23 protein-coding genes are annotated in these 25,885 nt (G+C 68.4%); 14 read left to right on the forward strand and 9 right to left on the reverse strand.

Annotated features, from left to right (window positions below; all coding sequences use genetic code 11):
* Positions 1 to 191 precede the first annotated feature (191 nt).
* From Ae717Ps2_RS38570 to Ae717Ps2_RS29365, 5 genes are all read right to left on the reverse strand, one after another.
* Positions 192 to 1,184 carry a hypothetical protein gene (locus Ae717Ps2_RS38570; RefSeq protein WP_198932371.1) on the reverse strand — a complete coding sequence of 331 codons (993 nt, stop codon included), beginning with the start codon at positions 1,182 to 1,184 and terminating at the stop codon, positions 192 to 194.
* A 171-nt stretch (positions 1,185 to 1,355) separates the two neighbouring features.
* On the reverse strand, positions 1,356 to 1,802 hold the full coding sequence (locus tag Ae717Ps2_RS29345; RefSeq protein ID WP_075302849.1) for a hypothetical protein: 447 nt from the start codon (positions 1,800 to 1,802) through the stop codon (positions 1,356 to 1,358).
* The gene (locus tag Ae717Ps2_RS29350; RefSeq protein WP_075302851.1) at positions 1,799 to 2,122 is read right to left on the reverse strand and encodes a hypothetical protein; all 324 of its coding nucleotides are present in this window, start codon (positions 2,120 to 2,122) and stop codon (positions 1,799 to 1,801) included. Before Ae717Ps2_RS29350 ends, Ae717Ps2_RS29345 begins: the two co-directional genes overlap by 4 nt.
* 508 nt (positions 2,123 to 2,630) lie before the next feature.
* Positions 2,631 to 2,927, reverse strand: coding sequence for a hypothetical protein (locus tag Ae717Ps2_RS29360; protein ID WP_143510593.1), 297 nt, complete (start codon positions 2,925 to 2,927; stop codon positions 2,631 to 2,633).
* Positions 2,928 to 3,252: 325 nt separating this feature from the next.
* Positions 3,253 to 4,464, reverse strand: a complete 1,212-nt coding sequence (locus Ae717Ps2_RS29365) for a hypothetical protein (RefSeq protein WP_143510595.1) — start codon at positions 4,462 to 4,464, stop codon at positions 3,253 to 3,255.
* Positions 4,465 to 5,596: 1,132 nt separating this feature from the next.
* Here Ae717Ps2_RS29365 and Ae717Ps2_RS29370 point away from each other — a divergent pair.
* The 5 genes from Ae717Ps2_RS29370 to Ae717Ps2_RS29390 all read left to right on the forward strand — a co-directional run bounded on the left by Ae717Ps2_RS29370 (position 5,597) and on the right by Ae717Ps2_RS29390 (position 10,283).
* Positions 5,597 to 5,908: a transposase gene (locus Ae717Ps2_RS29370; RefSeq protein ID WP_158071567.1), complete on the forward strand. Its 312-nt coding sequence runs from the start codon at positions 5,597 to 5,599 to the stop codon at positions 5,906 to 5,908.
* Positions 5,905 to 6,801: an IS3 family transposase gene (locus Ae717Ps2_RS29375; protein ID WP_075334447.1), complete on the forward strand. Its 897-nt coding sequence runs from the start codon at positions 5,905 to 5,907 to the stop codon at positions 6,799 to 6,801. The genes Ae717Ps2_RS29370 and Ae717Ps2_RS29375 overlap by 4 nt, the downstream gene beginning before the upstream one ends.
* Before the next feature lie 1,147 nt (positions 6,802 to 7,948).
* The gene (locus Ae717Ps2_RS29380) at positions 7,949 to 8,392 is read left to right on the forward strand and encodes a hypothetical protein (RefSeq protein WP_075334427.1); all 444 of its coding nucleotides are present in this window, start codon (positions 7,949 to 7,951) and stop codon (positions 8,390 to 8,392) included.
* 964 nt (positions 8,393 to 9,356) lie between these two features.
* Positions 9,357 to 9,785: a hypothetical protein gene (locus Ae717Ps2_RS29385; protein WP_143510597.1), complete on the forward strand. Its 429-nt coding sequence runs from the start codon at positions 9,357 to 9,359 to the stop codon at positions 9,783 to 9,785.
* Between the two features lie 90 nt (positions 9,786 to 9,875).
* Positions 9,876 to 10,283: a hypothetical protein gene (locus tag Ae717Ps2_RS29390; protein ID WP_143510600.1), complete on the forward strand. Its 408-nt coding sequence runs from the start codon at positions 9,876 to 9,878 to the stop codon at positions 10,281 to 10,283.
* 285 nt (positions 10,284 to 10,568) lie between these two features.
* Here Ae717Ps2_RS29390 and Ae717Ps2_RS29395 read toward each other — a convergent pair whose 3' ends face one another.
* On the reverse strand, positions 10,569 to 11,933 hold the full coding sequence (locus Ae717Ps2_RS29395; protein WP_143510602.1) for a hypothetical protein: 1,365 nt from the start codon (positions 11,931 to 11,933) through the stop codon (positions 10,569 to 10,571).
* A gap of 1,230 nt (positions 11,934 to 13,163) precedes the next feature.
* On the opposite strand from Ae717Ps2_RS29395, the gene Ae717Ps2_RS29400 reads away from it, so the two are divergent.
* The 4 genes from Ae717Ps2_RS29400 (at position 13,164) to Ae717Ps2_RS29410 (ending at position 16,675) form a co-directional block, all read left to right on the forward strand.
* Complete coding sequence (locus Ae717Ps2_RS29400) at positions 13,164 to 13,532, forward strand: hypothetical protein (protein ID WP_075302869.1); 369 nt, start codon at positions 13,164 to 13,166, stop codon at positions 13,530 to 13,532.
* Positions 13,533 to 13,747: 215 nt separating this feature from the next.
* The gene (locus Ae717Ps2_RS36555; protein WP_143510604.1) at positions 13,748 to 14,146 is read left to right on the forward strand and encodes a hypothetical protein; all 399 of its coding nucleotides are present in this window, start codon (positions 13,748 to 13,750) and stop codon (positions 14,144 to 14,146) included.
* The gene (locus tag Ae717Ps2_RS29405) at positions 14,143 to 15,402 is read left to right on the forward strand and encodes an MAB_1171c family putative transporter (RefSeq protein ID WP_143510606.1); all 1,260 of its coding nucleotides are present in this window, start codon (positions 14,143 to 14,145) and stop codon (positions 15,400 to 15,402) included. The genes Ae717Ps2_RS36555 and Ae717Ps2_RS29405 overlap by 4 nt, the downstream gene beginning before the upstream one ends.
* 58 nt (positions 15,403 to 15,460) lie before the next feature.
* Entirely contained in the window at positions 15,461 to 16,675 is a 1,215-nt protein-coding gene (locus tag Ae717Ps2_RS29410) for a cytochrome P450 (RefSeq protein ID WP_075334431.1), read from the forward strand.
* 16 nt (positions 16,676 to 16,691) lie between these two features.
* Here Ae717Ps2_RS29410 and Ae717Ps2_RS36560 read toward each other — a convergent pair whose 3' ends face one another.
* Positions 16,692 to 17,456, reverse strand: a complete 765-nt coding sequence (locus tag Ae717Ps2_RS36560; protein WP_139319137.1) for a hypothetical protein — start codon at positions 17,454 to 17,456, stop codon at positions 16,692 to 16,694.
* A 224-nt stretch (positions 17,457 to 17,680) separates the two neighbouring features.
* On the opposite strand from Ae717Ps2_RS36560, the gene Ae717Ps2_RS29420 reads away from it, so the two are divergent.
* The 5 genes from Ae717Ps2_RS29420 (at position 17,681) to Ae717Ps2_RS40590 (ending at position 23,635) form a co-directional block, all read left to right on the forward strand.
* On the forward strand, positions 17,681 to 18,064 hold the full coding sequence (locus tag Ae717Ps2_RS29420; RefSeq protein ID WP_075334432.1) for a DUF4333 domain-containing protein: 384 nt from the start codon (positions 17,681 to 17,683) through the stop codon (positions 18,062 to 18,064).
* Positions 18,065 to 18,205: 141 nt separating this feature from the next.
* Positions 18,206 to 19,171 carry a hypothetical protein gene (locus Ae717Ps2_RS29425; protein WP_143510608.1) on the forward strand — a complete coding sequence of 322 codons (966 nt, stop codon included), beginning with the start codon at positions 18,206 to 18,208 and terminating at the stop codon, positions 19,169 to 19,171.
* 338 nt (positions 19,172 to 19,509) lie between these two features.
* The gene (locus tag Ae717Ps2_RS29430; protein WP_075334434.1) at positions 19,510 to 20,514 is read left to right on the forward strand and encodes a MinD/ParA family protein; all 1,005 of its coding nucleotides are present in this window, start codon (positions 19,510 to 19,512) and stop codon (positions 20,512 to 20,514) included.
* Positions 20,515 to 20,913: 399 nt separating this feature from the next.
* Positions 20,914 to 21,642, forward strand: a complete 729-nt coding sequence (locus Ae717Ps2_RS29435; protein WP_075334435.1) for a glycoside hydrolase family 16 protein — start codon at positions 20,914 to 20,916, stop codon at positions 21,640 to 21,642.
* A gap of 67 nt (positions 21,643 to 21,709) precedes the next feature.
* A complete protein-coding gene (locus Ae717Ps2_RS40590; RefSeq protein WP_369804888.1) occupies positions 21,710 to 23,635 on the forward strand; it encodes a transglycosylase family protein in 1,926 nt (641 codons plus the stop codon).
* Positions 23,636 to 23,856: 221 nt separating this feature from the next.
* Here Ae717Ps2_RS40590 and Ae717Ps2_RS29445 read toward each other — a convergent pair whose 3' ends face one another.
* Both Ae717Ps2_RS29445 and Ae717Ps2_RS29450 read right to left on the reverse strand, forming a co-directional pair.
* Positions 23,857 to 24,195: a hypothetical protein gene (locus tag Ae717Ps2_RS29445; RefSeq protein ID WP_075334436.1), complete on the reverse strand. Its 339-nt coding sequence runs from the start codon at positions 24,193 to 24,195 to the stop codon at positions 23,857 to 23,859.
* A gap of 137 nt (positions 24,196 to 24,332) precedes the next feature.
* A complete protein-coding gene (locus tag Ae717Ps2_RS29450) occupies positions 24,333 to 25,445 on the reverse strand; it encodes a hypothetical protein (protein ID WP_143510610.1) in 1,113 nt (370 codons plus the stop codon).
* Between the last annotated feature and the right edge of the window lie 440 nt (positions 25,446 to 25,885).

Raw genomic sequence — 25,885 nt, forward strand, 5'->3', positions numbered from 1 at the left:
AACCAGGATGAAAAACGCTCACTCAGCCATTCAGTGCTGTTCGGTGCTGTTCGGTGCTGTTCGGTGGTGCCCCGCACCGCCACGACACGGCCGCTCGACAGCCAGTACGCGCGTACCGGTTTCCGAGGACGGGGCTGACCCCGATGGGCTCCGACCTGCGTATTCACAAGCGAGAGCCCATCGAAGACGCGTCAGGTGCGGGTGCCGATGTAGGTGCCCGACACTGTCGCTGCCAGGGAGTCATCGGCCAGGACCTGGTCCTGGGTCGACAGATGCCGCGCGAAATGGCTCTGCGCGCTCGAGGCGCTGTCGCGGAACAACGCCGCGTGCTCCTGCATCTGCCCGAGCAGCGCGATCGGGGCACCCGACACCCCCGCCGAGGACAACGACGACACCGACTGCTCGATCTCGGTGAACATCCGCTCAGCCAACCCGCGCATCTGCTCACAGAAATGATGCGCACTCCCCGGATCCAGGGTCTCCCCACTCCCCATCGACGCCCCCGAAACGCCGACACTGCTGCTGCTGGCGCTAGCGCTGGTGCTGATCGCGGTCATCAGACCGTCCTTCCCATCGTCACTACTGGTCACGTCACTGCCGGTCACAGAGCTGTTGGTCGTGCTGGTCGGGTCCGGGCGGTGGAGCGGATGCACCGTCGCCCACCCGACACCCACACCGCTCTCGGTCTCGGTCTCGGTCTCGGTCTCGGTCTCGGTCTCGGTCTCGGTCTCGGTCTCGGTCTCGGTCTCGGTCTCGGGAACGCTGCCGTCGGTGGGCAGGTCCTCGGCTTCCTTCCCCGCGGGCTTCTTCCCCGGGGCCGTCCCGGTCACGGGCGGGTCGACGGTGATCACCATCAGCTCCTCCTCCGGAGTCCGGCCGGTGTCACGTTCCGCGGGTCGTGGCGGTCCCGGGCGAGCCGTCCACTCGCCGCGGCCACCCGCACCACGCCGCCGCGTCGTCTGCCCGGCGCGGTCGCGCACCGCGCGGGCCCAGCGTTGCCGCCGCAGCACCCCGGCCGCGGCCCGCTCATGACGGCGGCGCCGGCGCTCGGTGGCGTAATCCCAGCCATCAGCCCACCACGCACCCAACGCTTGCCGGGCCGGGCCGGGCTCGCGCCGACCCCGCGGGTGCGCGATCCGCTCCGCCACCCGCCCGGCCAGGGCTTCAGCGATCGTCGGCCCCAACCGGCGAGCGTCTTTCGCCATACGCCGTTCATGCGCACGTTCGGCGCGACGGCGCCGATCCCGCAGGCGGGGTGGCTCGGTGCCCCGAGCGGTCGCGATGACCTCCGCACCCGCGTATCTCACCAGGCCCCAGACGACCAGGGCGACCAGCAGGATCGTCTCCACCCGCGATCACCCGGTGATCCACGTCGACGCCACCGCACCCGCACCGCCGACCCCGCGAGCCAGGACGCTGTAGAAACCCGCCAGCAACGGCGCACCGGAGGCGACCGCGAGGGTCGGTGCGGTCAGCGCCAGCCACGGATGCCACGACTTCGGGCGAGCGGTCTTCGGCAGGATGCCCTTCACCACGACCTCCAAGGTGGCGACCACACACACCGCGGCCAGGACCGTCCCCCCAGCCACGCCCAACAGCTGGGTGACCGTGGAACTCGCCCCCGACACCGTCGTGAACACCCGACCCAGCAGCGTGCCCAGTACCCCGCCGATCCCGGTCCCCGCGACCAGGAACAACGCGTTCGTCGTCTTCGCGCAGTTCTGGTTGTACTTCAGCCACCCACCCAGGACCAGCGCCAACGCCGCGACCACCCCGGTCGACGCCCACCCCGCCGCGTTCACGACGTGCCCCCGGCAGACGAGGCCCCCGACAGCCAGGTCCCCAGCGACGCCGGCGTCCAGTAGGACCAGGTCACGAACTCCGGCACCAGCAAACCCACGACCGGGACCTGATCCAGTACCGACGCGACCGTCACCGCCAGCGGCCCGACCGTCCAAAGCCGGCCCGGGGTCCGTGACGCCCACCCCACCACCCCCGACACCACCAGAGCGGGGGCCTGCACCACCCAGAAATGGACGACGGCGACCTGACGCACCATCGGATGCTCCGATGACGTCCAGTCACCACGACGGGCCAGCTCCAGACCCTCGGCAACGGTCACCGGACGCTCCACCACGGCCCGGCAGCCCGCCACCGCATCGACAACTGCTCTCGACACACTGCGGGCGAGTCGCGCCCACCACGGCGGCCCCGCCGCCGGGACCGGACCCCACCCCGCCTTCCCCGCCACAGCCGACACCTCTGGAGTCACCCTCGGCGCCGACTCACTCACCGACGCCGCGCTCGCCGCTGTACTCGCTGCCGCGCTCATCGCTGGGCCCTTCCCGTCCTCAGCGGCTCCCGCGCCTGCAGCTCCAGGAGCCGATCCCCCACCGTGACCAGCGCCGAGGTCGCCGACTCGACCAGCCGCGACGCTTCAGCCGGGTCCGGATGCCGCCTACTCGCCGCACCCCGGGCGTAATCGAACGCCGCACACAGCCGCTCCACATCGCTCCCCGCCGCAGCGAAACGCACCACGAACCGCGACCTGCGCCGATCACGGCGACCACGACGCAACACCGTCTCCGCCTCCCCACCGGACAACACAGCGGCGCGACGGCGATACCCGCTCACCGCCGACCACCCCGACCCACACCACGCCCCACAGCACGCCGGTACTCACAAGCCCGGACCACCAGCCCGGCGACGCCGCACCACACCACCACCGCCGCCACCCCCATCACGACCCGCGGCACCGACCAGTCCCCGGCCGCCGGGAACATCGCCCCCACCAGCACAAACACACTGAACCCGACACCACCGGCACCGAGCAGCACCGGCACCGACGACACCACAGCCACCAGCCGCGGCACCCACCGCGACACCGCAGCCCGCACCGGATGCGGCGCGAACCGCGGACGACGCACCCGCACCCGCTCCGGCGGAAGCAACGACAACTGACCCGGATCGCTCGGGAGACCCGACCGGCCCGACGGGTGATCCAGCGAATGGACCGGCGAACGACGAGAAACCTGACGAGACAGCCCCGATGACGACACGACAACAGACACGCAAACCTCACCCCAAAAAGGAAGAAGCAGGAGATAACGGACACCTTCGCTCGCACAGCCACCCCTACAGCAGCTACAGCCAGACGAAGACAGCCCGAGAAAGAACGAGACAGAACGAGACAGACACTCACACCGAAACGGTCAGGACTGACCGCCCAGAGGGGGCGGGGACGCAGCCCGGCTAGGCCAGAGCAGCGACCCGGACACCGTTCACACGCCCCGACACCGCACGACCAGACGCAGCCGGCGAACCGAACGCCGTAGCGGCGGTCGACGCGGCGGCGCGGTGCAGGAACGCGGTGACGTGGTCATAGGCGTCACCGGCCAGCTGAGCCCGGGACTTCCCCACGCCGAAGGTCTTACGGATCGCCTCCCGCGACACCGACCCCGCACGCTCCCCCGACACCCCCGGGGCAGGAATCAGACCGTCAGCCACAGCGCGGCGGGTCCGCTCATAGAGCACCACGGTGTCCGCCGCGGCGTCATCGAGACGCGTCGGGGCGAGCTCGTCATACAGGTCGGCGAAGATCGGCCGGAACACCGAATGCAACACATGCTGGACAACGACCGCGGCGGCAACCAGCAGCGGCGGCAACACATGAGCCAGAGTCGACCCCGGGTCGAAGCCATACCGCACACCCCACGGCACCACCGTCAGGGCAAGCGACGCCGCCGCCAGGCCCGCGTCGAGGACATACAGGCCGCGGGGAACCCGGCGGCCGTGCTGCACCGCAGTGAAACCCACGAACAACGACACGACCAGCAGCACCGACGCCAAAGGCTCGATCAGATACCCGTACCACGGGCCGTCCACACCGACCACACCGTCATGCACGGTCACCGACATGAACAGCACACCCGCGGCGATCAACGCCGGCGGCACCATCGACAACCCGACATAGCGCCGATACGTCGACGTCAGCCGACGATCGGGGTTCAGCAGACGATCCCGGGACGCGACCGCACGCCCGGCCCAGCCGGCCTCCCGACGCTCCCCACGAGCAGCGGCGATCTCACCCATCCGCACCCGCCGGGCCTCCGCCCGCTCCGCGCCACGCAGCTTCTCGGCGACCCGGCGGTCCGCGCGGCGCTCACGCGCCGACCGCGCCTGCACCAGAGCCGGATCATCCTGCAACGCCACGACCGCGCGGGCCTGAGCCACCTCACGAGCCAACAGCCGGGCCTCACCGATCAGCCGCGGCGCCGCCACATCAGAGCCATCGGGACCGGCGCCCGGATCAGCGCCAGGGGCCGCAGTGGGGATCAGGCCCTCTGCCCACCCCTGCGGCCGGGAACCGTTCGAGCGAGAGCCGTTCGGGCGAGAGCCGTTCATCGGGCCCACCCCGGCGACCAGACCGACGCAGAACCACGCGGCAGCGGGATCGACGCCCACAGGCGATCGATCAGCGTCTCGGTCCACCCATCCGGGAACCAGCCGAGCCACTCACAGCCCAGACCCTCATCCGGAAGACTCGCCCCACCCGGGGGTGGAACATTGAACATCGTGCAGGCAGGATGCCTCACAGCCGATCACCTGTTTCGTTTCAGCAGGTTGGTTGGTGAGACCGGCGCCCCGGATATTGATCCGGGGTGTCGGTCGCCCACCCAGCAGCAGCCGGGCGGTCTTTTCCATGTCTAGCACCCCGCCCGACCCGGTGACAAGACCGGACCTCGACCCGCCGTCACCGCCCGGACACCCACCGCATCCGATACCGCACCCAGCCGACGGCCCATGCGGGACCCGGCGATCACAGCCGCAGCGGATGCCGCCGAGGGGAAATTTTCCGGGGCGCCTCGCGCGCGAGCGCGACGCGCGCCCACGCGCACATCGCGTTGAGACCCGCACCAGCCACCGACCACCGAGGAAATTTCCGCCAGGAAAAACCCCAGGCTCACCCCGGCGGGCCCCGGCGTCGAGGGCCACCAGCAGCACCGGCCACGCACCCGCCGCGACCAGCCCGACAGGCTGGCACAACCGGCACCCCCGGCAGAGACCCACAGCCAGCGATCCGGCCGGACGCGAGCCGGCCGGCGGCGAGCCGGCGACCGGCGCCGCACCACGATCCGACCGAGGACCGCGACCGATCGCAGCCGCAACAACCACACCGGCGGCGGCGGTGTCGGCGGCGGTGTCGGCGGCGGTGTCGGCGGCGGTGTCGGCGGCGGTGTCGGCGGCGGTGTCGGCGGCGGTGTCGGCGGCGGTGTCGGCGGCGGTGTCACGTGTCGGACGCTCGAGAGATCCGGCGGCGCCGACCGAGATGCCGGCGAGGAAATTTCCTCGCCAGACACACCGACGGGCCGGATCTCAACGCGATGCGCGCGTGAGCGCGCGTCACGCACGCACGCACGCGAGGAGCCCGGGAGATTTCCACCGGAGACACCCACCGAGACACCACAAGGAGACACTGCGGCGCGGGACCGTGACACGAACCTGGAGGGCGCCACCCGCGCGGTCTGAGGTTCCCCCGCTTTGCCGGAGTGTCTGAACACTGGTTCGATCTTGAGAGCCAGGAAGGAAGGCACTGGTGCCCGCACCGAAGAAGTACCCCGATGAGCTGCGTGAACGAGCGGTTCGGCTGTATCGGGAGTCCGACCCTCGCCCGACGTTCCGTGGGCTCGGCGAGCAGCTCGGGGTGCATCACGAGGCCCTGCGCAGCTGGGTCCGCCAGGCCGAGGCAGACACCGGTGAGCGTCATGATCGGCCGTCGACCGACATGCTCGCCGAGAACCGCCGGCTGGCGAAGGAGAACGCTGAGCTGCGGCGGGTCAACGAGGTCCTGCGCGCGGCGAGCGCCTATTTCGCCTCCGAGATCGGCCCGACCCGGAGGTGGTCATGAGCTTCGTCGACGCCCATGACTTCCCCGCCGGTCTCGTACTACGGGTCCTTGGTGTGCCGGTCTCGACCTACTACGACTGGCGCGCCCGCCGCGCGAACCCCTCGCAGCGCCAGCTTGACGACGCCGTGCTGCTCGAGCAGATCGTGAAGATCCGCTCGGTCAGCGAGTTCGCCACCGCCTACGGATCCCCGCGGGTCTGGCTGGAGCTGCGCCGCCAAGGCGTGCACGTGGGCCGCAAGCGCGTCGAGCGGATCATGCGCGAGCACGGCCTGCAGGGCGCCCACCTGCGCCGCGGCTGGAAGGGCGGCTCGACCCGGCAGAACCCCGCCCACCGGCCGGCGCCGGACCTGCTCGAACGCGACTTCACCGCGGCCGCCCCGAACCGGGTGTGGGTGGCCGATCTGACCCGGATCGTCACCGGCGAGGGCGTGTTGTGGCTGGCCTCGGTGCGTGACGCGTTCTCCAACCGGGTCGTCGGCTGGGCCACCGACCCCCGCGCCACGACGGTGCTGGTGCTCACCGCGCTCAACCACGCCCTGCGCTCGCGGGACCTGCGCCCCGGCCAGTTGATCTTCCACAGCGACAAGGGAGCCCAGTACACAGCGCTGCGGTTCACCCAGCGCCTGGTCGACGCCGGTGTCGCCCCGTCGACCGGGTCCACAGGAGACAGCTACGACAACGCCCTCGCCGAGAACCTGTGGTCCACCCTCAAGATCGAGCTGCTCTACTGGCCCGGCACCACGTTCACAACCCGCCGCGAAGCCGAGCACGCCCTGATCCGCTACCTCGACGGCTGGTACAACCCACGCCGCATCCAGGCACGCCTGGGCGGGCTCTCACCCGACGAGTACGAAGACCACTATCGTCGCGCCCAACGCGACGCAGACAGGTAACCCGCACTCCGGGAAACCGGGGGAAGCTCAGTCACGGCGGCCACGCCGGTTAGGCGGCAGCCGGCGCCGCGAGCGACGGTGACGGGAACGGGGTGGCCCACGATCCGGCGCCGGCAACCTCCCGGCCGGCCACAGCCGCTGGGTTCGGCCCGAGGGGCGGGCGGCAGCGACCCGAGGCGGCCCGGGATCGGCGGCGGATAGCAGGGCACGGGCGCGGCCGAACACGCCAACACCGAACGTTCCGACACTGAGTGCTCCGCCGCGGACGACCCGGGCAGCTCTGCTCGCCTGGCCGCGCAGAAGGCGTCCCATGATCGCTCCACAGGTAGCGGGACCAGCACTTTCACCTCACGCATCAGACGTCGGGCGGTGCGTCGGACACGGCCGGATGACACCGGCACCGAACCCGGCACCAAGAGGAATCCCCAGGTCAAGGCGTCGCGGCCCTACGGGTCGCGCCGAGCGTCAGGGCCTGACGGTATCCATGATCGTTTCTGTGTGGCGTTTCCGCTGGTCCCGACACTTACCGACACCTGATCGCCCGGAGCGTCGCGGGCGGCGGGCGCGAGTGGTGACTCCCCCCGGGGCGGGCCACGTACGGATACATCCGCAGGTCAGAGGAGCGATCCAGGGAACGAACACCTCACCCGGAGGGCCTCCGGCGCCCGGTGGGGCGATCATGAAACGGATCGTTTCCGCTGGTCCCGGTATTTGTCGATGCCCTATCGCATATCGGCATGAGGGTGGCGCGAGCGGCCGGCGGCGGTGAGCGGCCGACCTGAGCCTGAGAGAATCCCCAGGTCAGAGACCCAACCTCGCCGGGTCATCGACTCCGAGGGCCGGACGCGCGGAGCCACTGGTTGACCATGCATCGGCTTGTTTGCGCTGGTCCGGGCAGTTGTCGATGGCGTATCTCCCCCGTCCGGAGGTGAAGTCGGGGCCGGAGGTGTTGCTGCAGGGCGGCGGTGGGTTCGGGAGGATTCCCAGGTCGGTGCCGGTGCAGTGGTGGCGAGTGCCTCTCTGGACACCACTGGCGCGGACCCTTGCCTCGATCATGGTGTGGGGTGTTTGCGCTGGTCCGGGCGGGTGTGATGGCGCCTGGGTGATGGTGCCTGGGTGATGGTGCCTGGGTGATGGCGTTGTGGGTGTGGACGAGGAGCGGAGCGAGGAGCCGATGAGGAATCGGGTGTGGGCGGCGGGGCAGGTTTTCGAGGTCACCGACGAGACCGCGCGGGCGGTGGTGGTGCCGCTGCAGGCAGCGTTGGAGGCCGAGGCGCGCGGCCCGGATGCCCACCTGCTGCAGGACTTCTACGTCGAGGGCGGTGCTGAGCTGCGGGAGCTGACCGGGAGTGCATTGGTGATGCAGGTAGTGGTCGGGGCCGGGGACCGGCGGCGGGGGCGGGCGGCGGCGCAGCGGGTGTTGCGGCGGGCGTTCCTTGCCGCGGTGGTCGATCCGGGCGGGCCGTTGAGTCATCTGCCCGTCGAGGAACGCGGCGACGCCGCGGAGGCCCTCTACGAGTCCACAGGGGCCCGACCGGTCGTCGATGAGGAGCCGATCGGTGAGCAAGTGGCCCTGAGACCTGACTCGTAACAGCCGCCGCGCAGCAGGCCAGCTTCGACAACTACATCAAGATCGCCCCACAGGTATCGGGACCAGCACTTTCACCGCCCGCAACACGCGGCGCGCGGCACGCTGCACAGCGCTGGGCGGCACCGCCGGCGAAGTCCTTTCCGGGAGGGATCCACAGGTCAGAGCATCACGGGCGGTGCAGGTGTCCGGCAGCATGCCACCCTCCAACGTTCATGATCGCTCCCCTGGGCCGTTTCCGCTGGTCCGGGCACTTCCCGATACCCGCTCGGCGGGATCGGCGCGGGAGTGGCGCTCGGGCGGCGGCGGCAGCCGTGAAGGCCCCGGGGCGAGTGAATGCCCAGGTCAGCGACATGAAGATCCCGGCGAGCATCGCCGGGCAGGACCGGCACCGAGGGGGTCGGTTGATCACCGATCCAGGGGGTTTCTGCTGGTCCGGGCACTTGTCGATAGCATGTCGCCCTTTCCTGGCGGGACATGCGCGGCGCACGGCGACACCCGGGCCAGGGGCCTTCTATCGCAAAGATCTGCAGGTCAGAGCCCTCGGAGCCGGGCCCGCAGGGCGCCGGGCGACACCGGAGACCGGAGGCGCGACCCCACATGATGATCATGGATTGGGGTTGTTTCTGCTGGTCTCACTACTTCTCGATGTCTGGTCGCGGTAATGGGTGCAGGGTGTGCGGGCGGCCGGTGCTGGGGCCCGGTCAGCCCGGCGGGTTCACGAATCCCCAGGTCAGAGGGCTGTTCAGAGCTATCGGGCAAGGATGGATAGCAGCACCCTCCGCGGCGTGTGTCGATCATGGGGCGGGTCGTTTCCGCTGGTCGGGGTAGGTCAGCCTGGAGAGGGGATGCCTGGGCCGGGTGCTGGTGCTGGTGGAGAGTCCGGGTGGATGCGGTCAGGATGCGGTGGGGATGCGGGCCTCAGCGCAGGGCGACGAGGGAAGAGGGCGATATGCGGTCGTGGGTGGTGGTTCAGACCTTCGATGTTTCTGATGCGGCGGCGGAGGCGTTGGCGGTGCCGTTACGGCAGGCGTTGCGGGCCGAGCAGGCCGGTGCGGTGGGTCGGGTGGTGGAGGATCATGACGTCGTGGCGGGCGCGTCGGTGCGCGCGGAGATCGGGCGGGCCCTGGCGGTGATGGTGGCCGTGACCGCTGGGGATCGGCGGCGGGGGCGGGTGCACGGCCGGCGGGTGCTGCGGGCGGCGTTCCAGGCTGCCGCGCAAGCCCCGTGGGGGCCGTTGGCTCAGGTGGCCGCCGTGGAACGCGCCGAAGCCGCGGAACAGCTCTACACCCGCACGGTGGACCGGCTGGTCGTCGCCGAGACGGCGCCCGGACCGCTGCGGCAGATGCTGAAGCAGCAGCTGGGCGTGGACCTGATCCGCGGCGGCTTCCTCTGACCACTTCCACCCGAAGAGCCCAGTCGGTGTCACAGCGCGTGTCGGCGTTGACACCTGATAGGGCGATCTGCCTGATTGAGCCTGATTGAGGTGGTGATGGTGAAGGTCAGGAATGTTGTTCGGCGGGCGATGCTCGGGTTGGTCCTGGGTGGTGCGGTCCTGGTGGGGGCGGTGGTTTTCCCGGGTCCTGCCTATGCGGGTCTTCCGAGTGATCCGGAGACGTGTGCGGCGGAGAACGCGGTGGTGTTGGTGCCGTGTCCGCCTGCGACGGATTTTGATAGATCGTTGAACGTGACGAGGCTGCGGTTCACGTTGGCACCGCAGCTGCGGGCTCATCTGACGGTGACGTTGGAGACTGAGAACGGGCAGGGTCGTCACCAGCAGACGATCCCGTTCGTCAACGCGAGCGATCGTGTCGTGGAAAGTTCGTGGAGCGTCGGTGCCTATGACCAGGGCATGGGAGTGCGGATCGTGCGCGCCGAGTGGCACCCGGGCTGAGTCTCCAGGCGCCCCGGTTTCCTGGCTGGGGATCCTGACCGGACCTGCTGTCTTCCGCCGTGGCGCTCGTGTTGTCCTGGCCGGGTGACGGTCGGGAACGTTCGAGACCGCAGCAGAGGTGTTCGTAGCGGCTGCTGAGGTGTTCCCGGTGGTGTGAGGGGCGGCGGGTGGTCGTGGGCAAGCCGACCCGGACCGCAGCCCGCGCTAGCGGGCGAGGACCGGAAGCGGCGCGGCAGCACCGTTCGTGCGACGCGGCAGCGCGCGGCCGGGTGCGGGTGTTGGTGTTCAGCATGACGCTCCGGTCGAGCTGAGGCGTCGGGACCGCCGGTCGGCGAGTAGCGCGGTGATCTGTGCGTAGGCGGTCTCGCGGGCGCCAACGGAAATGACACCGTGGTCGGGGACGAGCCCGGTGAGGAGTGCGTGGCGGTCGCGGGCCTGGTTACGGACCAGGGTGGCCCGGGCCTGAGTGCGCTGCTGATCGTCAGCGCGTAGCGCGGCAACGGTGAGCTGGGTGTGGCCGTAGGGCAGCCGCTGGGCGGCTGCGTGGCCGTGCCGGGCCGCGAGGCCGGCGCGGTGGGTGGCGTCGACGTGGGGGGCGGTGAGGGGCCCGGACGGGCCGGTCCAGGGTGCGAGGCGGTGGCGGAGCCACGCCGACGGCCAGCGCACCTGGGAGGCGGGGCAGCGCTCGACCCGGCGGGCAGGTCCGTCGGTGCTGGGCTGGTGTGCCAAGGCGTGGCGTAGGTCGTTGTTGGTCCATCCGGCCCGCCAGAACGGCTTGATCCGTGCCCGGATCGCCCGCGGCGAGAGCCGCGCGAGGTGTGGGTCGTCGCGGAGCTGTCGGGCTGCGGCGAGCATCTCCCCCCCGGTGAGCGGCACCCGGTCATCGAACCAGTCCCCGTAACGGCGGGCCTGGCGGGGCGGCTCGGGCCGCACCGGCCGTTCCCGCCGCCACGGCCGCGTAGCACCCCAGGCGCCGTCCCGGCCCCGGCCTCTGGCCGGGGTGTGGATGATCGTTTTCGCGCGCGTGTGAACAGAACTCTTACCTTCGGTAAGAGTAAACCCCGTTGGGGTCCAACTTTCGCCGCGCAACGACCCCGACGAGGTCTCGAGAGGGCCCGCCGACGTGGTTTCGGAGGGGATGTCGCCGATCTCGGTGAGGGGTGCGTGGCGGGCGTCGTCGGGCGCCGCGGCGGTGTTCGACGCGGTGACCGCGTGGTCGGGCAGGCGGAGTTGGTAGACCGCCGCGCGGTTCCCGGACCGGCCGTGGATCGCGGTCTGGAGCGGCCCGCGGTACTGCGGGGTCGAACCGGACTCGACCAGCAGCAACCAGCCCGCCTCACGCAGCTTCGCGAGCCAGGACGCGACCGAGGACCGCGCCCACCCCGACACCTCCTGCAAACGAGCCCAGGTCGGCCACGTGTAATGATCAGCCCAGTCCGCACGGCGGGCGAGCTCGTCGAGCAGAAGATCCGCACGAGGACGGACATCACCACGCAGCTCCCGATACCAGGCCGAAGCACGGATCGCGCCCACCCAGTCCCGGGCAGTCCGCGGCAGGACCCCGGCGGCCTCGTCGTCACCGGCCCCGGGAGCATCGTCATCGGTGGCAGCCTCGTTGGTGACCGACGCCCAACACCGATCACAGACCACCGAGTCCAACACCGTGTCCCGCGACCGCCCGGACCGACGCACACAACCCGTACACATCACCGGCGCCGCAGACACCGCCGCCAGCTCACAGACAGAACGCCACTCGACCCCGGCCACCGCGGCCGCTGTAGCGGCCAACTCCCCCGGAGCAAGCTCGACCAGAGGCCAGAGCCCGACGTCGAGACCGGCCCGAACCGCACACCCACAGACGCTCTGAGCGTCCTCGACCGGGGGGGTTGATGAGCCTTGACCGGTCGAGCTATGGTTGTCCTGCGCATGCAACGCGTATCCGCCCCTCTTGGTGGGGGCTGAAGGGATCGGAGCTACTACTCCGTTGCACTTCCTACATCGGGCCCGACCTCTTTAAGGGGTCGGGCCCGACGTAGTTCTAGCGTGCCTCTGATCCTCAGCCCGGGATGTTCAGTAGTTGGATGGGTCTAGGTCTGCATCGCGCTGATCCTCTCATCGTGCGTGTCGTGCGTGTCGTGCGTGTCGTGCGTGTCGTGCGTGTCGTGCGTGTCGTGCGTGTCGTGCGTGTCGTGCGTGTCGTGCGTGTCGTGCGCCGAGAAGCCGAGAAGCCGAGAAGCCGAGAAGCCGAGAAGCCGAGAAGCCGAGAAGCCGAGAAGCCGAGAAGCCGAGAAGCCGAGAAGCCGAGAAGCCGAGAAGCCGAGAAGCCGAGAAGCCGAGAAGCCGAGAAGCCGAGAAGCCGAGAAGCCGAGAAGCCGAGAAGCCGACCGACGGTGGATCCTAGCGGTTCTGGCGTGGGGTCGAGTGTCCGCCGCGCTGGTCCCGACCGAGCTCTTGTGTGTCGTTGATCATGCGATCATGTCCATGAGTGGATCGAGGATGTTCTGGGCGGCGCGTAGGTGTCCGACTGCGGTTGCTTGCGCTGGCGACTCGGCTAGCGGGTCAGCGACAGTCTGCGCGGCGTGGAGGACTTCATGAGCGGCGCGGAAGAGCTCGCCTCGGAGCCAATTATCGCTGGCGCCGCTTGCGGGGGCAGGATCGAGGGCGGGGTACATGTCGGGACCTCATCATCGTCTACTCGGGGCCGGCGGTCACCTGTTCGGCGTGGCGGTGCTTACTTGGGGAACGACGGCCACGGCGTCTAGTGACGCTCGGTAGCGCTTACCTCACCACACTGCACCACCGTCGTCAACGGGGTGTGTCATGCTGCAGTCCAAGGCTTGCAGGACGCGAGGTCGAGCGCGCATACCAAGGGGGAGACTGGTGGGTCAGGCGGCGGTGGAGCTGGGTGAGCGGCTGCGATCTGAGATCAAGGAGTACGAGCAGCGAACGGGACAATCGTCGCTGTCTATGCGGAAGCTGGCTCGACAGATGCGCGATGCCGGCGTGCAGATCTCACACGAGAGCCTGAGGCGAGCCCTTGCAGGGACCCATGTGCCGCCGACGATGAAGTTGCAGGAGATAGCCGCATTCTTCGGAACTAGCTTCCTGGCGTTTGACGTGAATCTCGACCCTCGTTGCGTTCGGGTGATGGGCCGCCTTGCGCGTCTTGATGATGCAGGTCGTGTGGCTGTGGAAAATTTTCTTGACACGTTGGGCCAGTCGGATTCCCCCGAGTCGAGTTCGCAGTGAACCTCTGGTTGAGAAAGTCCCAGATCGACCCTGTCGCAGCCCCGGTCACGGCGATACCTCGCGGGGTGAATATGCGTGCGGCGAAGCGGGCACTGCGCTGGTCGCGAGAGCAGCTTCACTCAGTGCCGGAACTCCCTTACCCGTGGGATGTTGACAAGTTTATCGAGGGTCTCGCCGCGAGCCGAGGTCGAGAAATAGTCATATCTTCTATTCGAATGAGTGACAGTTCGGCTTCTCCTTCGGCTCTCTGGTATGAGCATCCAGATTTCGACGAGATCAGGCTCGATGAGTGCGGCGGCGATTGCCTGGAGCGCGATAATCGCATCATCCACGAAGCTTCGCATATGATCGCAGGACATCGGGGCGTCGTGATCTCAGAATCGAGTGCGGGAGCTGAGCTGGAGGAATCTGCTGATGGCGGGGGTCGATCCTCATCAATCAGGGTTCTCCATCGTAACCACTATGCCGACTATCGCGAGTTGCAGGCCGAGACTCTTGCGTTCTCGATCTGGGAGGCAGCAGGGGCTCGCTTGTTCCCGGACGGCGATGTTGATGCCGCCCGTCTCGTTGGAGCGTTCGAGTACCGGCTCGGGCGGTGCGGGTCGGGGTGGTGACAGCGCACGACGCGATCCAGTTCATGCTGGTCGGCCTTATCGTCGGCGCGGCGATCGCGAAACTCTTCCAGCTGCGCTTCCCGGTCGCGGAGACGAACCGTCCAGCTGCTGTCGCGATGTGCGCTGCGATCATTTTCATGGGGATCGCTACGTTCCAGGAGAGCATGGTCGTCACAGACTTTCTGGGGCGGTCGCTCGACACCAATATCTCCTATGCGCAACGGCACACTCCGGCCATAATCTCGTTCGCGTGTGTGCGGATGGCGTTTGTGTGCTGGATCTGGTCTCCGAGCCGTCGTCGCCGCCGCCGTATGGCCATGCACTTCGCTGTTCTTGTAGCCGTTCTAGCGATGAGATGGTCGATTGCGGTGGTGTCATCACCGCACGATGCTGCTGCTGCTTTGGCGGGGGATTGGACTGCGGCACCGTGGACAACGGCGGCCGTCCTGCTCTACATCGTTTATGTTGGCTCCGTATTTGTGGCTACGGCTTTGATGGCGTGGGGATGGGCTCGTGAAGAGAGCATCGCGCGCCGATGGACGGCGACCGGATTGAAACTTATCGCGGCATCGGCGTGCGGATTCTTCGTGTATATTGGACACAAGGCGCTGTTCCTGCTTTCGGCGTACACGGTGGGGCGTCCAGGCTATGATCCACTTGCGGCGGAGCGCCCTATTTTGGTGACGTCGGTGTTCCTGCTTGTAGTCGGTTTGGGGATGCCGTTGGTGGCGACGGGTGTCCCGGCCGTGGCTCTCTTGGCTCGCCAGCGAGTGGTGTATCGGAAAATGGGCGGAATGTGGCTGTCGCTGGTGCGGTTCCGACCTGATGTGGTGTTGATGACGTGGGCCCCGTCGTGGGTTCCTAATCGGTGGATCGGGTTCTGGGAGGCCGTAGATATTCGCGAGATGGCGTTCCGGCTGTTCCGTCGTGTTATCGAGTGCTGGGATGTCGTCCGGTGTCTTCGACCTCATCTCGATGTGTCGTTGCGGGCTTGGGCGTTGACCCGGGCTCGAGCCGAACTCGACGAGTTCGCCGCCGCTGGTGTCGGTGACGCAGTCATGTTGCGTGTGGCGCTCACCCGGGCTCGTTCTGGTGCCGCTGCGCTGGAAGAGGCGCAGCGCGCCTTGACCCCGGCCGGCCTTCGCGAGCTCGGCCAGAACGCGTCCTGGTGGCAACGTGTCGCCCGAGCGTGGGATCACCCACTCACCCTCCGTCTCACCGCTGAGGTCGATGCTCGTGCGACCGTGTCCACATGAGCATGGTCGTGATCGGCGGGTAGCCGGGCGATGGTGGTGCCGGTCCCGTTCCGACGGCATGATCTACGGTGTGATTGTCAGTTTCGATGAGCAGTTCCAGGCCGACCCGTACGCGAGCTGGGATAAGCTACGACGGAGTGGCCCCGTCCATCGTGCGATGACGCCGGATGGAGCTCCGGTCTGGGTGATTGTCGGCGACGAACATGTTCGGGCCTTGGCTGCTGATCCGCGGTTGACCCTGGACCGCAGATATTCTCTCCGCGGGTACACAGGATTTTCGTTACCGCCGGATCTGGACCGGAACCTGTTGAATATGGACGGCGCCGACCACCGCCGGATCCGCCGCCAGGTCGCCGCAGGACTCACCTCACGGCGCGTTGAGGTACTCGGGCCTGCAATCAGCGCCGCCGCGGCCGAGCTGGCCACGAACTTGCGGATCCAGCTGGCGGGCGGCGCACCGGTGGATGTGATCGCCGAATACGCTTCCCCGTTCGCTCTTCGTGTGATCGCAATGATTCTAGGTATCCCGCCGGCAGATCTGTCTGATTTTCGTGGATGGACCGATGAACTTCTGGCCCCATCAAGTCAATCGGCATCGGCTGATGCAGTCAGAGAACTTCATCGCTACATCTGCACTCTAGTTGAAAGATTACGTAAAGAAAAAGAGGGCAGCGCCGACAGTTTCCTGGGGGGGCTGGTGCGTGACGCTGACAACGATCCGGAGCGACTGTCGATGGAGGAGCTGACCTCGGCAGCGTTTCTCCTGCTGTTTGCCGGGTACGAGAACACCATCCGAGTGATCGGGAACGGTCTGATCGCTGCCGCGGACGAGACGGGGGGCCTGGAAATGTTACGGGATGCCCTGGTGGAGGGGGAGTTTCCGCAGGCAGTGATTGATGAGTTGTTGCGTTATGATCCGCCGCCGCAGTTGGCGATCCGCCGGTTCACCCGTGAGGACGTCACCATTGGCGGCATGGGGATCGCTAGAGGTGAGACGGTCATGTTGTCATGGGCCTCGGCTAACCGCGATCCGCTGGTGCACTCTGGTGCTGATCAGTTACGTCTCGATCGCTGTCCGAACCCGCACCTGACATTCGGGCATGGGGAGCACGCCTGCCCCGGAGCGGCCCTGGCTCGGATGGAACTTAATATCGGACTGGCGACTCTGTTCAGGGAAATTCCGGGTTTTCGGTTGGCGGCTCCGATGAGTCATGTGTGGCGTTCATCGTTTCGGAACCGGGGCGTCATCGAGTTGCCGGTGGTCATGGGGTGATTGAAAGCACGGCAGTTCAGGGTGTGCCCCGGGCTGGGGCGGCGCCGGAGTTGTTGTCGTCAACTATCCCCGCCAGGAGTCTGTGGACGGCGTCCTGCTGGCCTGGAGTGAGTTGCGCATAGAGCTGAACCAGTTCCGCGGCACGGTTGTTCCTGAGCAGGACAACGGCACTCTGATGCAGCCCATTGATAGGGGCGGGCTGCACCTCTCGGAAAAAACTGACAGGAACCGCAAAGAATTCACTGATCCAGCGGAGGTAGTCTTCGCCCGGATTTTTACCGCGTTCACCAGTGAGGAGCTTCTGCATGTAGACGGTGGTGATGTGTCCGCCGTTTGCGTTGATCCAGCGGGCGACATCTGCGGCAGGATAGGGGCGCTTGGCGGGTCCGACGATAGTGGTGAATAAGTAGTACAAGCGTTGCGGGATTGATCCAGATCGGTAGCCGTCGAGGCGCTGTTGAATGCGTTGATCCTGGCGGGGGCCGTCGATGGGTGCAGGTTCGGGATCGGTGAAATATGCGGAGGGCAGGCAGAAGAACTCAGTCAGAACGGCGAGCTCGTCAGGGGCCGGTGCCGGTTTTGGCGGCTTCCCGACGCGCCTCAAGGCGGTGATTCGCTCCCGGCTGGTCGGCGTTCGGTGAGCGTTGATCCACCGCACGACCTCGTCGGTGGAATAGGAAGTTCCATCGGTGTGCCGGATAGTGACGAATAGATGATCCAGTCGTCCGGCGATGTCTTGCTTGGCGAGGGGTACTGCAGGTTGACTGTGGGCCTCGGGCACGGGTCCTCACCTTCGTGGATGACATCGCTGGTCGGTGGGGCGATCCTAGATCGCTGGTCGGGTAGTGGTTTCCGAGGAGATGCGAGTGTATGAGCGGTGAGGGTGATGGGCTGGTCCTTGCGGGTGGAGTGCCGCCGGGCGGCTGGGGCGGCCGCGGCGCGACGCCCCAGGTCGGCCCGGCCGCGACTCCGGGGTGGGCTGCCCCGAGTTCCACTCCGGAGGGGGTGGGCCAGGCGCAGTTGGCGGCCTCGTGCGTCACCGCTGAGGGCGGGCTGGATCTGTCGCCGCCGCGACGAAGGGGCCCCCGGGCATGGCTCTCCATCGCCTCCGGCGCGGCCGCGGTCGCCGGCGGGGTGTTCTCTGCGGTGGTGTGGCCGGGCTGGGCCATCAGCGTCATCTTCGAGCAGGAGGCGTTGCAGTCCGGCGTGCGCGCGGTCCTGGTCGAGGACTACGAGCTGACCGTGACCGCCGACATGCAGTGTCCCGCCGAGGTCCCCGTCGTTCTTGGGCAGCGGTTCACCTGCCAGACCATGATCGATGGTGAAGCTACCGAGATCACGGGAGTCGTGCTGACCCCAGACGGCAGATACCAGGTCGATCGGGCCTGATCCCCGGCCCAGCCTGTCCGGGCAACACCAACCCATACTAGTGTACTATCTCTGCTGGACGGAATGTACATCTGGTGGTTGTGGGGCGGTGGCGGTCGACAGGCTGGTCGACTTCGCGTCCCGTCCGGGCCTGGTGGATCGGTGGCGGTGATGGTGAAGACACGGCGGGTACGTCCGGAGCCGGCGGCACTGCCGCCGTGGTGGTCGAACAACGCCGCGATACCTCTCGGGGGCCGCCGCTCCGATGACGACCGGGCATCGCTGGAATCGATCGTGGCCGTCCCGGCCGTCGAGCCGCCGCCGGAGCTGTGGGAGCAGGTAAGCAGTCAGACGGTGGCCGCCGGTGATCTCGTCGATGCCCGCGGCCCGGCCGCTCCCAGCTCGGTGTTGGCGCCGTCGACAGGCGAGCTGCCGGTGTCACTGTCTGAGCATCGAGCTGCGGCGTCCGATCCGGGTATGCCTGCGCTGCCCTCGTGGCGGCCGGCTGATGACGAGCGCAGCACCCAGACCACGGTGGACCGCCCCGTTGAAGCGTTGCGCCCGATCGACCCGGCGGAGGCCCGCCAGCTTGCGGAGTGCTTCGCGATGGACTACCTGTCCTGCGACGCGGAGGATCCAGGTCGTCGGCGCCTGGCGTTGGAGCCGTATCTGGCGCGGCAATCAGATGCTCTGCTGGGGTGGCCGGGTGGCGTGCACGGTCACGGGCGACGCCGCGCGGTCCACGCGAGAGCCGGTGAGGTGCTGGCGCACGGCTATGTCCTCACCGTCGATGTGAAGGCACTGGTCGAGATCTTTGATCCTGTTCCATCTCACGCTGGATTTGTCAGCATGGACGGTGCCGCCGAGGCTACCGCCGCCGAGGCCACCGGCGCCGGTGAACCGCAGCAGGGGGATCCTGCGCCGGTTCCGCGGTTACCGGTAGGGGCCCGATGGTCGGCAGTCCCACCATCGATCGCGGAGGGCTGGGCGCCGGTGATGGCGGTGTGGCAACGTCTCGGAGTCCCAATCCGCCGCCACGATCACGGTCATCTCGTTGTGGAGCTGCAGCAACTGCCCTCTCCCGACGATGACCGCCTGCAGTCCTCGCCTGAGTCTGGGATCTGTTGATGACCGACGCCGTTGCTGATTCCGACCCTTTGCGCCGCACGTGGGATCTCCCCACCGGTGCCTCTGATCCTGATCTGGCCACGTCGGCCGTCCCGCTGCCGCAGGCGGTGCCGCAGTCAGGATTGGACGTCGGCAGTGCAGTGCGGTGCGGTCGTCGTCCGGGGCCACGATCGACATCGTTGCCCTGGGACAGCGACCTCTGGGCGGGGCCGGCACCGGTCGGAAGCCTCGATGCCGTCTCGATCAGGCCGGCACCGGTAGCTCCCGTACCTGCCACCACTCCTGTTCTGCAGTCGGACCCATCACCCCGGGAACGTTCTGAGTCGGTCCCCGCTGGGTTGCTGCCCCGGGACCTGGGGCCGGCGCGGCTCAACGCGTTGCGGCCTCGGCAGAGCGCGCCGACCAGCGGCTGGCGGGCTGCGGCGTTCCGGCTCAGCGGCGGGAAGTGGAACCCAGGCCCCTCCGCGGCGGAGGAGCGATACACCGACCTGGCCCGGCGTATCGGTAACACCCGTCTGGAAGGGCCGCACTCGGTCATCGTCGGCTCGATGAAGGGCGGCGTCGGGAAGACCACGGTGTCCTGCTTGCTCGGCCTGTGCCTGGCTGAGCACCGCGGTGATCGAGTCGTGGCCGTCGATGCCAATCCCGATGCCGGCACCCTCGCCGACCGGCTTGTCGGTGAAGAGTTCGCCGCGCAGGTGACCGTCCGCGATCTGCTGGCCCACCTCGATGAGGTCGAGACCTTCACTGATCTGTCGAAGTATGTCCACTTGACCCGCCGGTTGCAGGTCGTGGCCTCCGATCAGGAACCGGAGTCCAGCGAAGCGTTCTCGCTATCTGACTACGAGTCGGTCGTGCGGGTGTTGTCCCGGTTCGCGCAGGCGATCATCACCGACCTCGGTACGGGAATCGTGCACTCGGCCGCCCAGGGGGGCCTCAAACACTGCGACAGCCTGGTCATCGTGGGGACGCTGACCCAGGACGGAGCCTCGCGCGCCCAACGAACCCTGGACTATCTGGCGAACTACCGTGACCCCGCCGGCGGGCTCCCGCATCGGCACCTGGTCAAGGACGCGGTCGTTGTGCTCTCCGGTGATCGTTGGAGCGAGTCGATCGACGCCGAGGTGATCCGTGATTACTTCCGCGGCCGAGTCCGCGCGGTATTGGAACTTCCTGCGGACCGGCATCTAGCCAGCGGCGGCCCGATCGACCTGGCACTACTGCAGCCGGCTACTCGTGACGCCGTTTTGGAGATCTCCGCGACCGTCGCGGACGGTTTCTACGGCCGTGACACGCACGGCCTCGCCGCACACGGCTTTAGAAGCAGCAGTAGCCACCGGTGAGCGTCGACACCAGAGGTGCCGATGGGCCCGGTTAGCGCGATCACAACGCTCGTAACGTCCGCGGTACTGGCGTTCGGTGGAGCACCAGCCGTGTCGTCACCGGACGAGCTGGAGGCGAGGTGCGGGTGGCGTATCACGGCTGCCCGCGTCTTCGCTGAACTGGCCCCCGACGCCAGGGACACTGCGGGGGCGTTGCGTGCGGCGCTACTCGCTCTCGGCGCGGGCACCCCGGGTTTCGTCCCCGCTCGCTGCTACGCCGCTGGACCTGATGATCAACGAGCGCACACCGGGGAGGACTCGCCCCCGTCAGTCGGATCACCCCAGTGGTTGCCCGCGCAGGACACCACAGACATCACGGGGAGCGGCGCGGGTGGCAGCAGACAGGACACGGCCCAGGCGGTGTTCGGATGGGGCGCCCCCGACGTCATCGACGACTTCACCGGCACCACCCTGGGTGCGGGGTGGAATGCCTATGACGGCCCGGGTCATGCCGGGAACGGCACCCGTTCCCCCGCCGCAGCCACCGTCACCGACGGTGTGCTGACCATCGACGGCACCGGGGACGGCACGACCGCCGGGCTGGCGTGGACGGCGCACTCCCAGAAGTACGGACGCTGGGAGGTCCGGATGCGCGCCCCGACCGGGTCGCCGTCCTACAACGCGCTGGCGCTGTTGTGGCCGACGCAGGAGAACTTCCCGGTCGGTGGGGAGATCGACTTCGCCGAGATCATGAACCCGGCCCGCGACACGATCGAACTTTTTCTGCACTACGGCGCGGACAACTCCCAGGTCCACGGCGAACTGAAGGTCGATGCCACGGCGTGGCACAACTACGCCGTGGAGTGGACCCCGGATGGTGTGACGGCGTTCGTGGACGGCCGCGAGTGGTGGAAGACGACGGATACCTCGATCTTGCCGCCGGGTCCGATGCATCTGTGTCTGCAGCTGGACTGGTTCCCGCGCGGGGACGGCGAGACCGGGCAGGTTCAGTACGACTGGGTCAAGCAGTGGGGCCTGGCCGCCGGCGAGGGCGCCTCCACCGATTCGTCGGGCAGCGAGGGTTCCACGGATGCGGACTCGTCGACGTCGATCACTGACGAGGTCAACAACGTCGGTAGTCGCCGATGACTCGGCTGCCGACCTGCGCTGGGGCCTGCGACTCGCCCTATCTGTTGATCATGAAGGAGATCTTCTGATGTTCTCTCGTTCTGCTGCTTTTCGTTCGGCCTCGGTGTCGTCGGTGGTAGTGCGTCGTTCGGCGGTCGCCGCGTTGGCGGCGGGTGCGATGCTCGGCGGGACCGCGCTGACCCCGGCCCTGCTGGGTCCGGCCGCGGCGGCGGAGGAACACGCTGCGGTCGCACTGCGGGTGACCGCGACTGGCCCGAGTCCGGCGGTGGATACGGCTCAGGTGCATGCCCAGGCCCGTGCTCTGCTCACTGACCTGGCCTTGTCGGACAGCCCGCACGCGCAGGAGCTGGCCCGGAAACTGGTCGGGCTCGGGGTGAGCCCGGCGACCCGTCCGGCGGGCTGGCGTCAGCAGGCGGTCGATGTGTCGGACCGGTTGCATGCGGTGCACGGCACCCACCGGTCCCTGGATGTGGTCGCGGTGGAACTCGCCGCTGCCGGCTTCGGCCCCACTCCGGCCAGCCTGCGCATCCTGACCGAGCCGCCGCCCGCAGCGCCTCCGGGGGCCGGACCGGTGGGTGTCCTCGGCGGTCTGACGGATGCGGGCCACGCAGCCGTGGACGCTGTCGGCGCCGCCGGTGGTGCGGTCGCCGATGTGGTGACCGGCCCGGCTCCGGTCCCGTCATCGGCGACTCCTGCTCCACGGCCTGTAGCGCCGCAGCCCGGTCGCACGCCGCCCGTGACCTCGGCGCCCGCGCCGACCCCGTCCGCTGCGCCAGCCCCGCCGCCGACGGTGCCGGTGCAGCCTGCCGCTGCCACAGCGTCGCTCGCCCCGGACGACTCCAGCAGCGGGACTCAGTCGGCTCCCAGCGCGACCACGTCACGCCCCGAGGATCAGAGCAAGGACCACGGCCAGGAGAACGACAAGGACCACCGGTCAGACGCCGCTGACCAGGGAAGATCTGTCGGAGTCGGTCGTGGTGGGGGGGAGCAGGGTAGCCGCCGGAGCTCTGATCCTGGTGGCTCCGGTACGAACACAGCCACCTCCACCACGGCTGAGACGGATGTGGAGGCCGCGCGTGCCGCGGTCGCGCTGCTCAGCGATTTCCTTACCGCTCTTGATGCTGAACCGGTCAGCACGAGCAGCGCGGCGGATGAGGTGGATCGGGTGCGGGTCGCTGTCGATGCGGTCGTGAACCGACCGGAGGTTCGGGCCGAGCTGGAATCCCTGGGCGCGGATCCCGCTGCCCTCGACGCCGCCGCCGCCACCGTTGCGGGCGGTGACCGTGGCTCGGTCGCTGCCGCCGGTAGCGGCGCGGCTATTGCAGACACTGCGTCGTCCGGGCGGCCCGGGAGCAACGCTGACACAGCGGGCGGGGAGCAGCGCGCCGGCGGTCGAGACGACGGCACCTTCGATACCGCCGGTCAGGGAGCCGCTCATCGTGGTGAGGGTCTGGCCGCGGGCGTGGAGAAGTTGACTGAGCAGGCCGCGCGGGCGGCGGTGGCTGATCCGGACGCGGTCGCGTTGTTGGAGACGCTCACAGACCCGGACCTGAACCTCGACGACCTCGACACCACCAACACCAGCGGTACCAGCGCTGGTAGTGCTGGTAATGCTGGTGAGACGATCTCTAGAACCAACAGCGCCACCCCCGCCCCGGAGCCTGTGTCGGCGGATGCTGCCAACGGCCAGGAATCCGCCGGCGCGCAGCCTTCACCCACGTCGGCTCCGGAGAAGCGCTCGGGCGCGGTCCCAGAGCGGGTGTGGGATGAGCTGGTCGAGTGCGAGTCCGGTGGGGACTGGTCGGCTCGTACCGGGAACGGATTCTCCGGCGGGCTGCAATTCACGCCGTCGACCTGGACGGCGTTCGGCGGTCAGGGTGAAGTGCACGAAGCGTCCAGGGCTGAGCAGATCGCGGTCGCGCAGCGTGTCCAGGAAGGCCAAGGGTGGAAGGCATGGCCGTCATGCGCGAAGAAGCTCGGCCTCACCGACTGATCGGATTAAAAGTTGGAGTTCGGCCCGACCGGCCGGCGGCTTCTCGGACGCGGGCGGGTCTCGGGCCGAACTCCGTTCAGAGTAGCAGGCGGACGGGGCGAAGCTGAACACAACCACGAGGTAAACGATTCCAACCTGGTGGAGAGCCCGGCGGTCGTGCGGCGTGGCGCCTCTTTACGGGCGAGCTGCTCGGTCACGTCGTCCTCGTTGCCATCTGGTGGTCAGCGTCGGGTCAGGGTGCACCAGATCGTGTCCGAGCCGGTCTGTAATCCGGAGATGGAGAGGGTGGTGTCGTCGACGGTGTAGCGGCCGGTGCCGCTCAGGGGCTCGGAGCGTTTGGAGTCCGTGCTTATCAGGGTGAGCCGGTCGTCCTCGGTGGAGTAGGTCCCGGTGTCGGGGACCGGCTGGCGTCGGGACACGGTGGCGGTGAAGGATCCGTCGGCGCGGAGGTCCAGGTTCACGGGGGCCGTCAGGATCGATGCCTGCGGGGACGGGGAGCAGGTCCCGACCCACTGTCCGGCCAGGTCGGAGTCCGGGCCGCCGCAGTCGGTCAGCGCCACGGCTGCGGTGATGGCAGCAAACCCGAGTACCAGCGGGGTCCGGTAGCGGCCCGTGGGTCGGGCGCGGGGGCGGGCAGGTCTGATCAACGTAGGTGCCTTCTGGTCGGTGTGGTGCGGGTGTGCGGCTCGGTGGCTGGTCATGAGGTGGCCGGGACGGCGACGTACTCGCTGGCGGAGTCGTAGTCGTAGCTGCGCGGCGTCCCCGGTAGGGGCGGTGCGGATGCGATCCCGAAGTACTCGTTGACCAGGTGGGGCGCGGCGGTCGCAGTCGGGGTGCGGTCGGCGCCGGTGGCGGCGTCGAGCACGACGGGCCCGGCGTCGGTGAAGCCGTAGACCGCGCCGTGCCAGACCGCGGTGAGCTCGGGTGGGACCCGGGGACCGCCGGGCTGGGCGGCGATGCGCCACCGCTCGGCCCCGGACTCGTCGAGCCCGACCAGGACCTCCGGCTTACCGGAGAAGCTCTGAGACTCGCACACGGTGATCGAGCGCTGGTCGTAGAAGCATTGCCACTTCCCCCGGTCCTGTCCGAGCGGGGTGGTCGTGACCGGGGTTCCGGTGGCGGCGGCGATGACCTCGGTTTTGTAGCCGCCGGGGTTGATCGTGACCATCCTGGGCCCGAGGGGGGAGGCGGTGTCTCCGCCTGCCCTGCTCCAGCGCCGAGAACCGTCGGTCAACGACAGTCCCTGCAGCGTCGCGTTGAACAGGTCGTCGCTCGATGCGACCACGGTGTCGCCGACGATGAGGGCTCCGGTCAGCTCGGGGGCGGTCCAGAGTGTCTGGTGGGTGGTCAGGTCGACCCCGGCGATGATCGCGGTCTGGTCGGTCTTCGCCTCCACGACCACGGTCGATCCCCGTACCCCGATCACCGCGACCCGTTCGAACTTCGGGTCGTAAGCGGTGGTGCTCGGAGGTGGCAGCGCCACGGTGGTGGAGAATGCTCTGGCTGCGGTAGCCGTGTCGGCGGCGACGAGCTCGAGGGCCTCTGTGCCCGGGGTGGTGCCCTGGCCTGGGGTCTTCACCGGGAACGCTGCCAGCGCCAGCCGCCCGGCCGGGGTGTCGGCCACTACCGGGTCACCGAGGACGCTGCCGAAGTGCACCCAGTCGTCGAAGGCGTTGTCGGGGAACACGCCCTGTCGCACAGTGCTGGTGGTGAAGTCCACCCGTACCAGACCGGCTGAGCCGACCGTCCACCCTGACAATCCGTCGAGGACCTGCACCATCGGGATCTCGGAATCACTTCGGCTGCTCATCACCGCGGTTGGGGCCCCGAAGTCGGCCGGCGGATCGAACGCTTGCCGAGCCGGACCTGCCGCCGCAACCCCTTCGCCTGAGCTGGGATCGCCCTGGGCCGGGGCTGACGAGCAGCCGCTCGCCAGTAGTCCGGCCACGGCGACCACAGCCACCATCCACACCTGTCGCCGACCGGTGACCCTACGTGGGTATTTCATGTGGACATCATTGCCGTACAGAGTGGATGAGCCAACCTCCTCCCGCAGTGAGATCACGAAGCCCGATCGCCGACGGCATCGAGAGCGCCAGGACCTCCGGCGGGCCCTGGCGGGGGCGCCGACGACCTCCGGCGGCAGCTGGACGACTTCAGACGGCTCTGCCGGCGGTTCGGCTGCCCTGGTCGGGGCAACGCGGGCCCCGTTCACGGGCACTGTTCGCGGGCCCTGTTCACTCGTAGTGA

It is taken from the genome of Pseudonocardia sp. Ae717_Ps2 (assembly GCF_001932475.1).
GTDB lineage: Bacteria > Actinomycetota > Actinomycetes > Mycobacteriales > Pseudonocardiaceae > Pseudonocardia.

Coding starts and splice junctions, on each gene's coding strand:
- Ae717Ps2_RS36555 (WP_143510604.1), top strand. CDS start 13,748: ATGAGTGACAGTTCGGCTTCTCCTTCGGCTCTCTGGTATGAGCATCCA.
- Ae717Ps2_RS40590 (WP_369804888.1), top strand. CDS start 21,710: ATGTTCTCTCGTTCTGCTGCTTTTCGTTCGGCCTCGGTGTCGTCGGTG.
- Ae717Ps2_RS29450 (WP_143510610.1), bottom strand. CDS start 25,445: ATGAGCAGCCGAAGTGATTCCGAGATCCCGATGGTGCAGGTCCTCGAC.
- Ae717Ps2_RS29410 (WP_075334431.1), top strand. CDS start 15,461: ATGATCTACGGTGTGATTGTCAGTTTCGATGAGCAGTTCCAGGCCGAC.
- Ae717Ps2_RS29375 (WP_075334447.1), top strand. CDS start 5,905: ATGAGCTTCGTCGACGCCCATGACTTCCCCGCCGGTCTCGTACTACGG.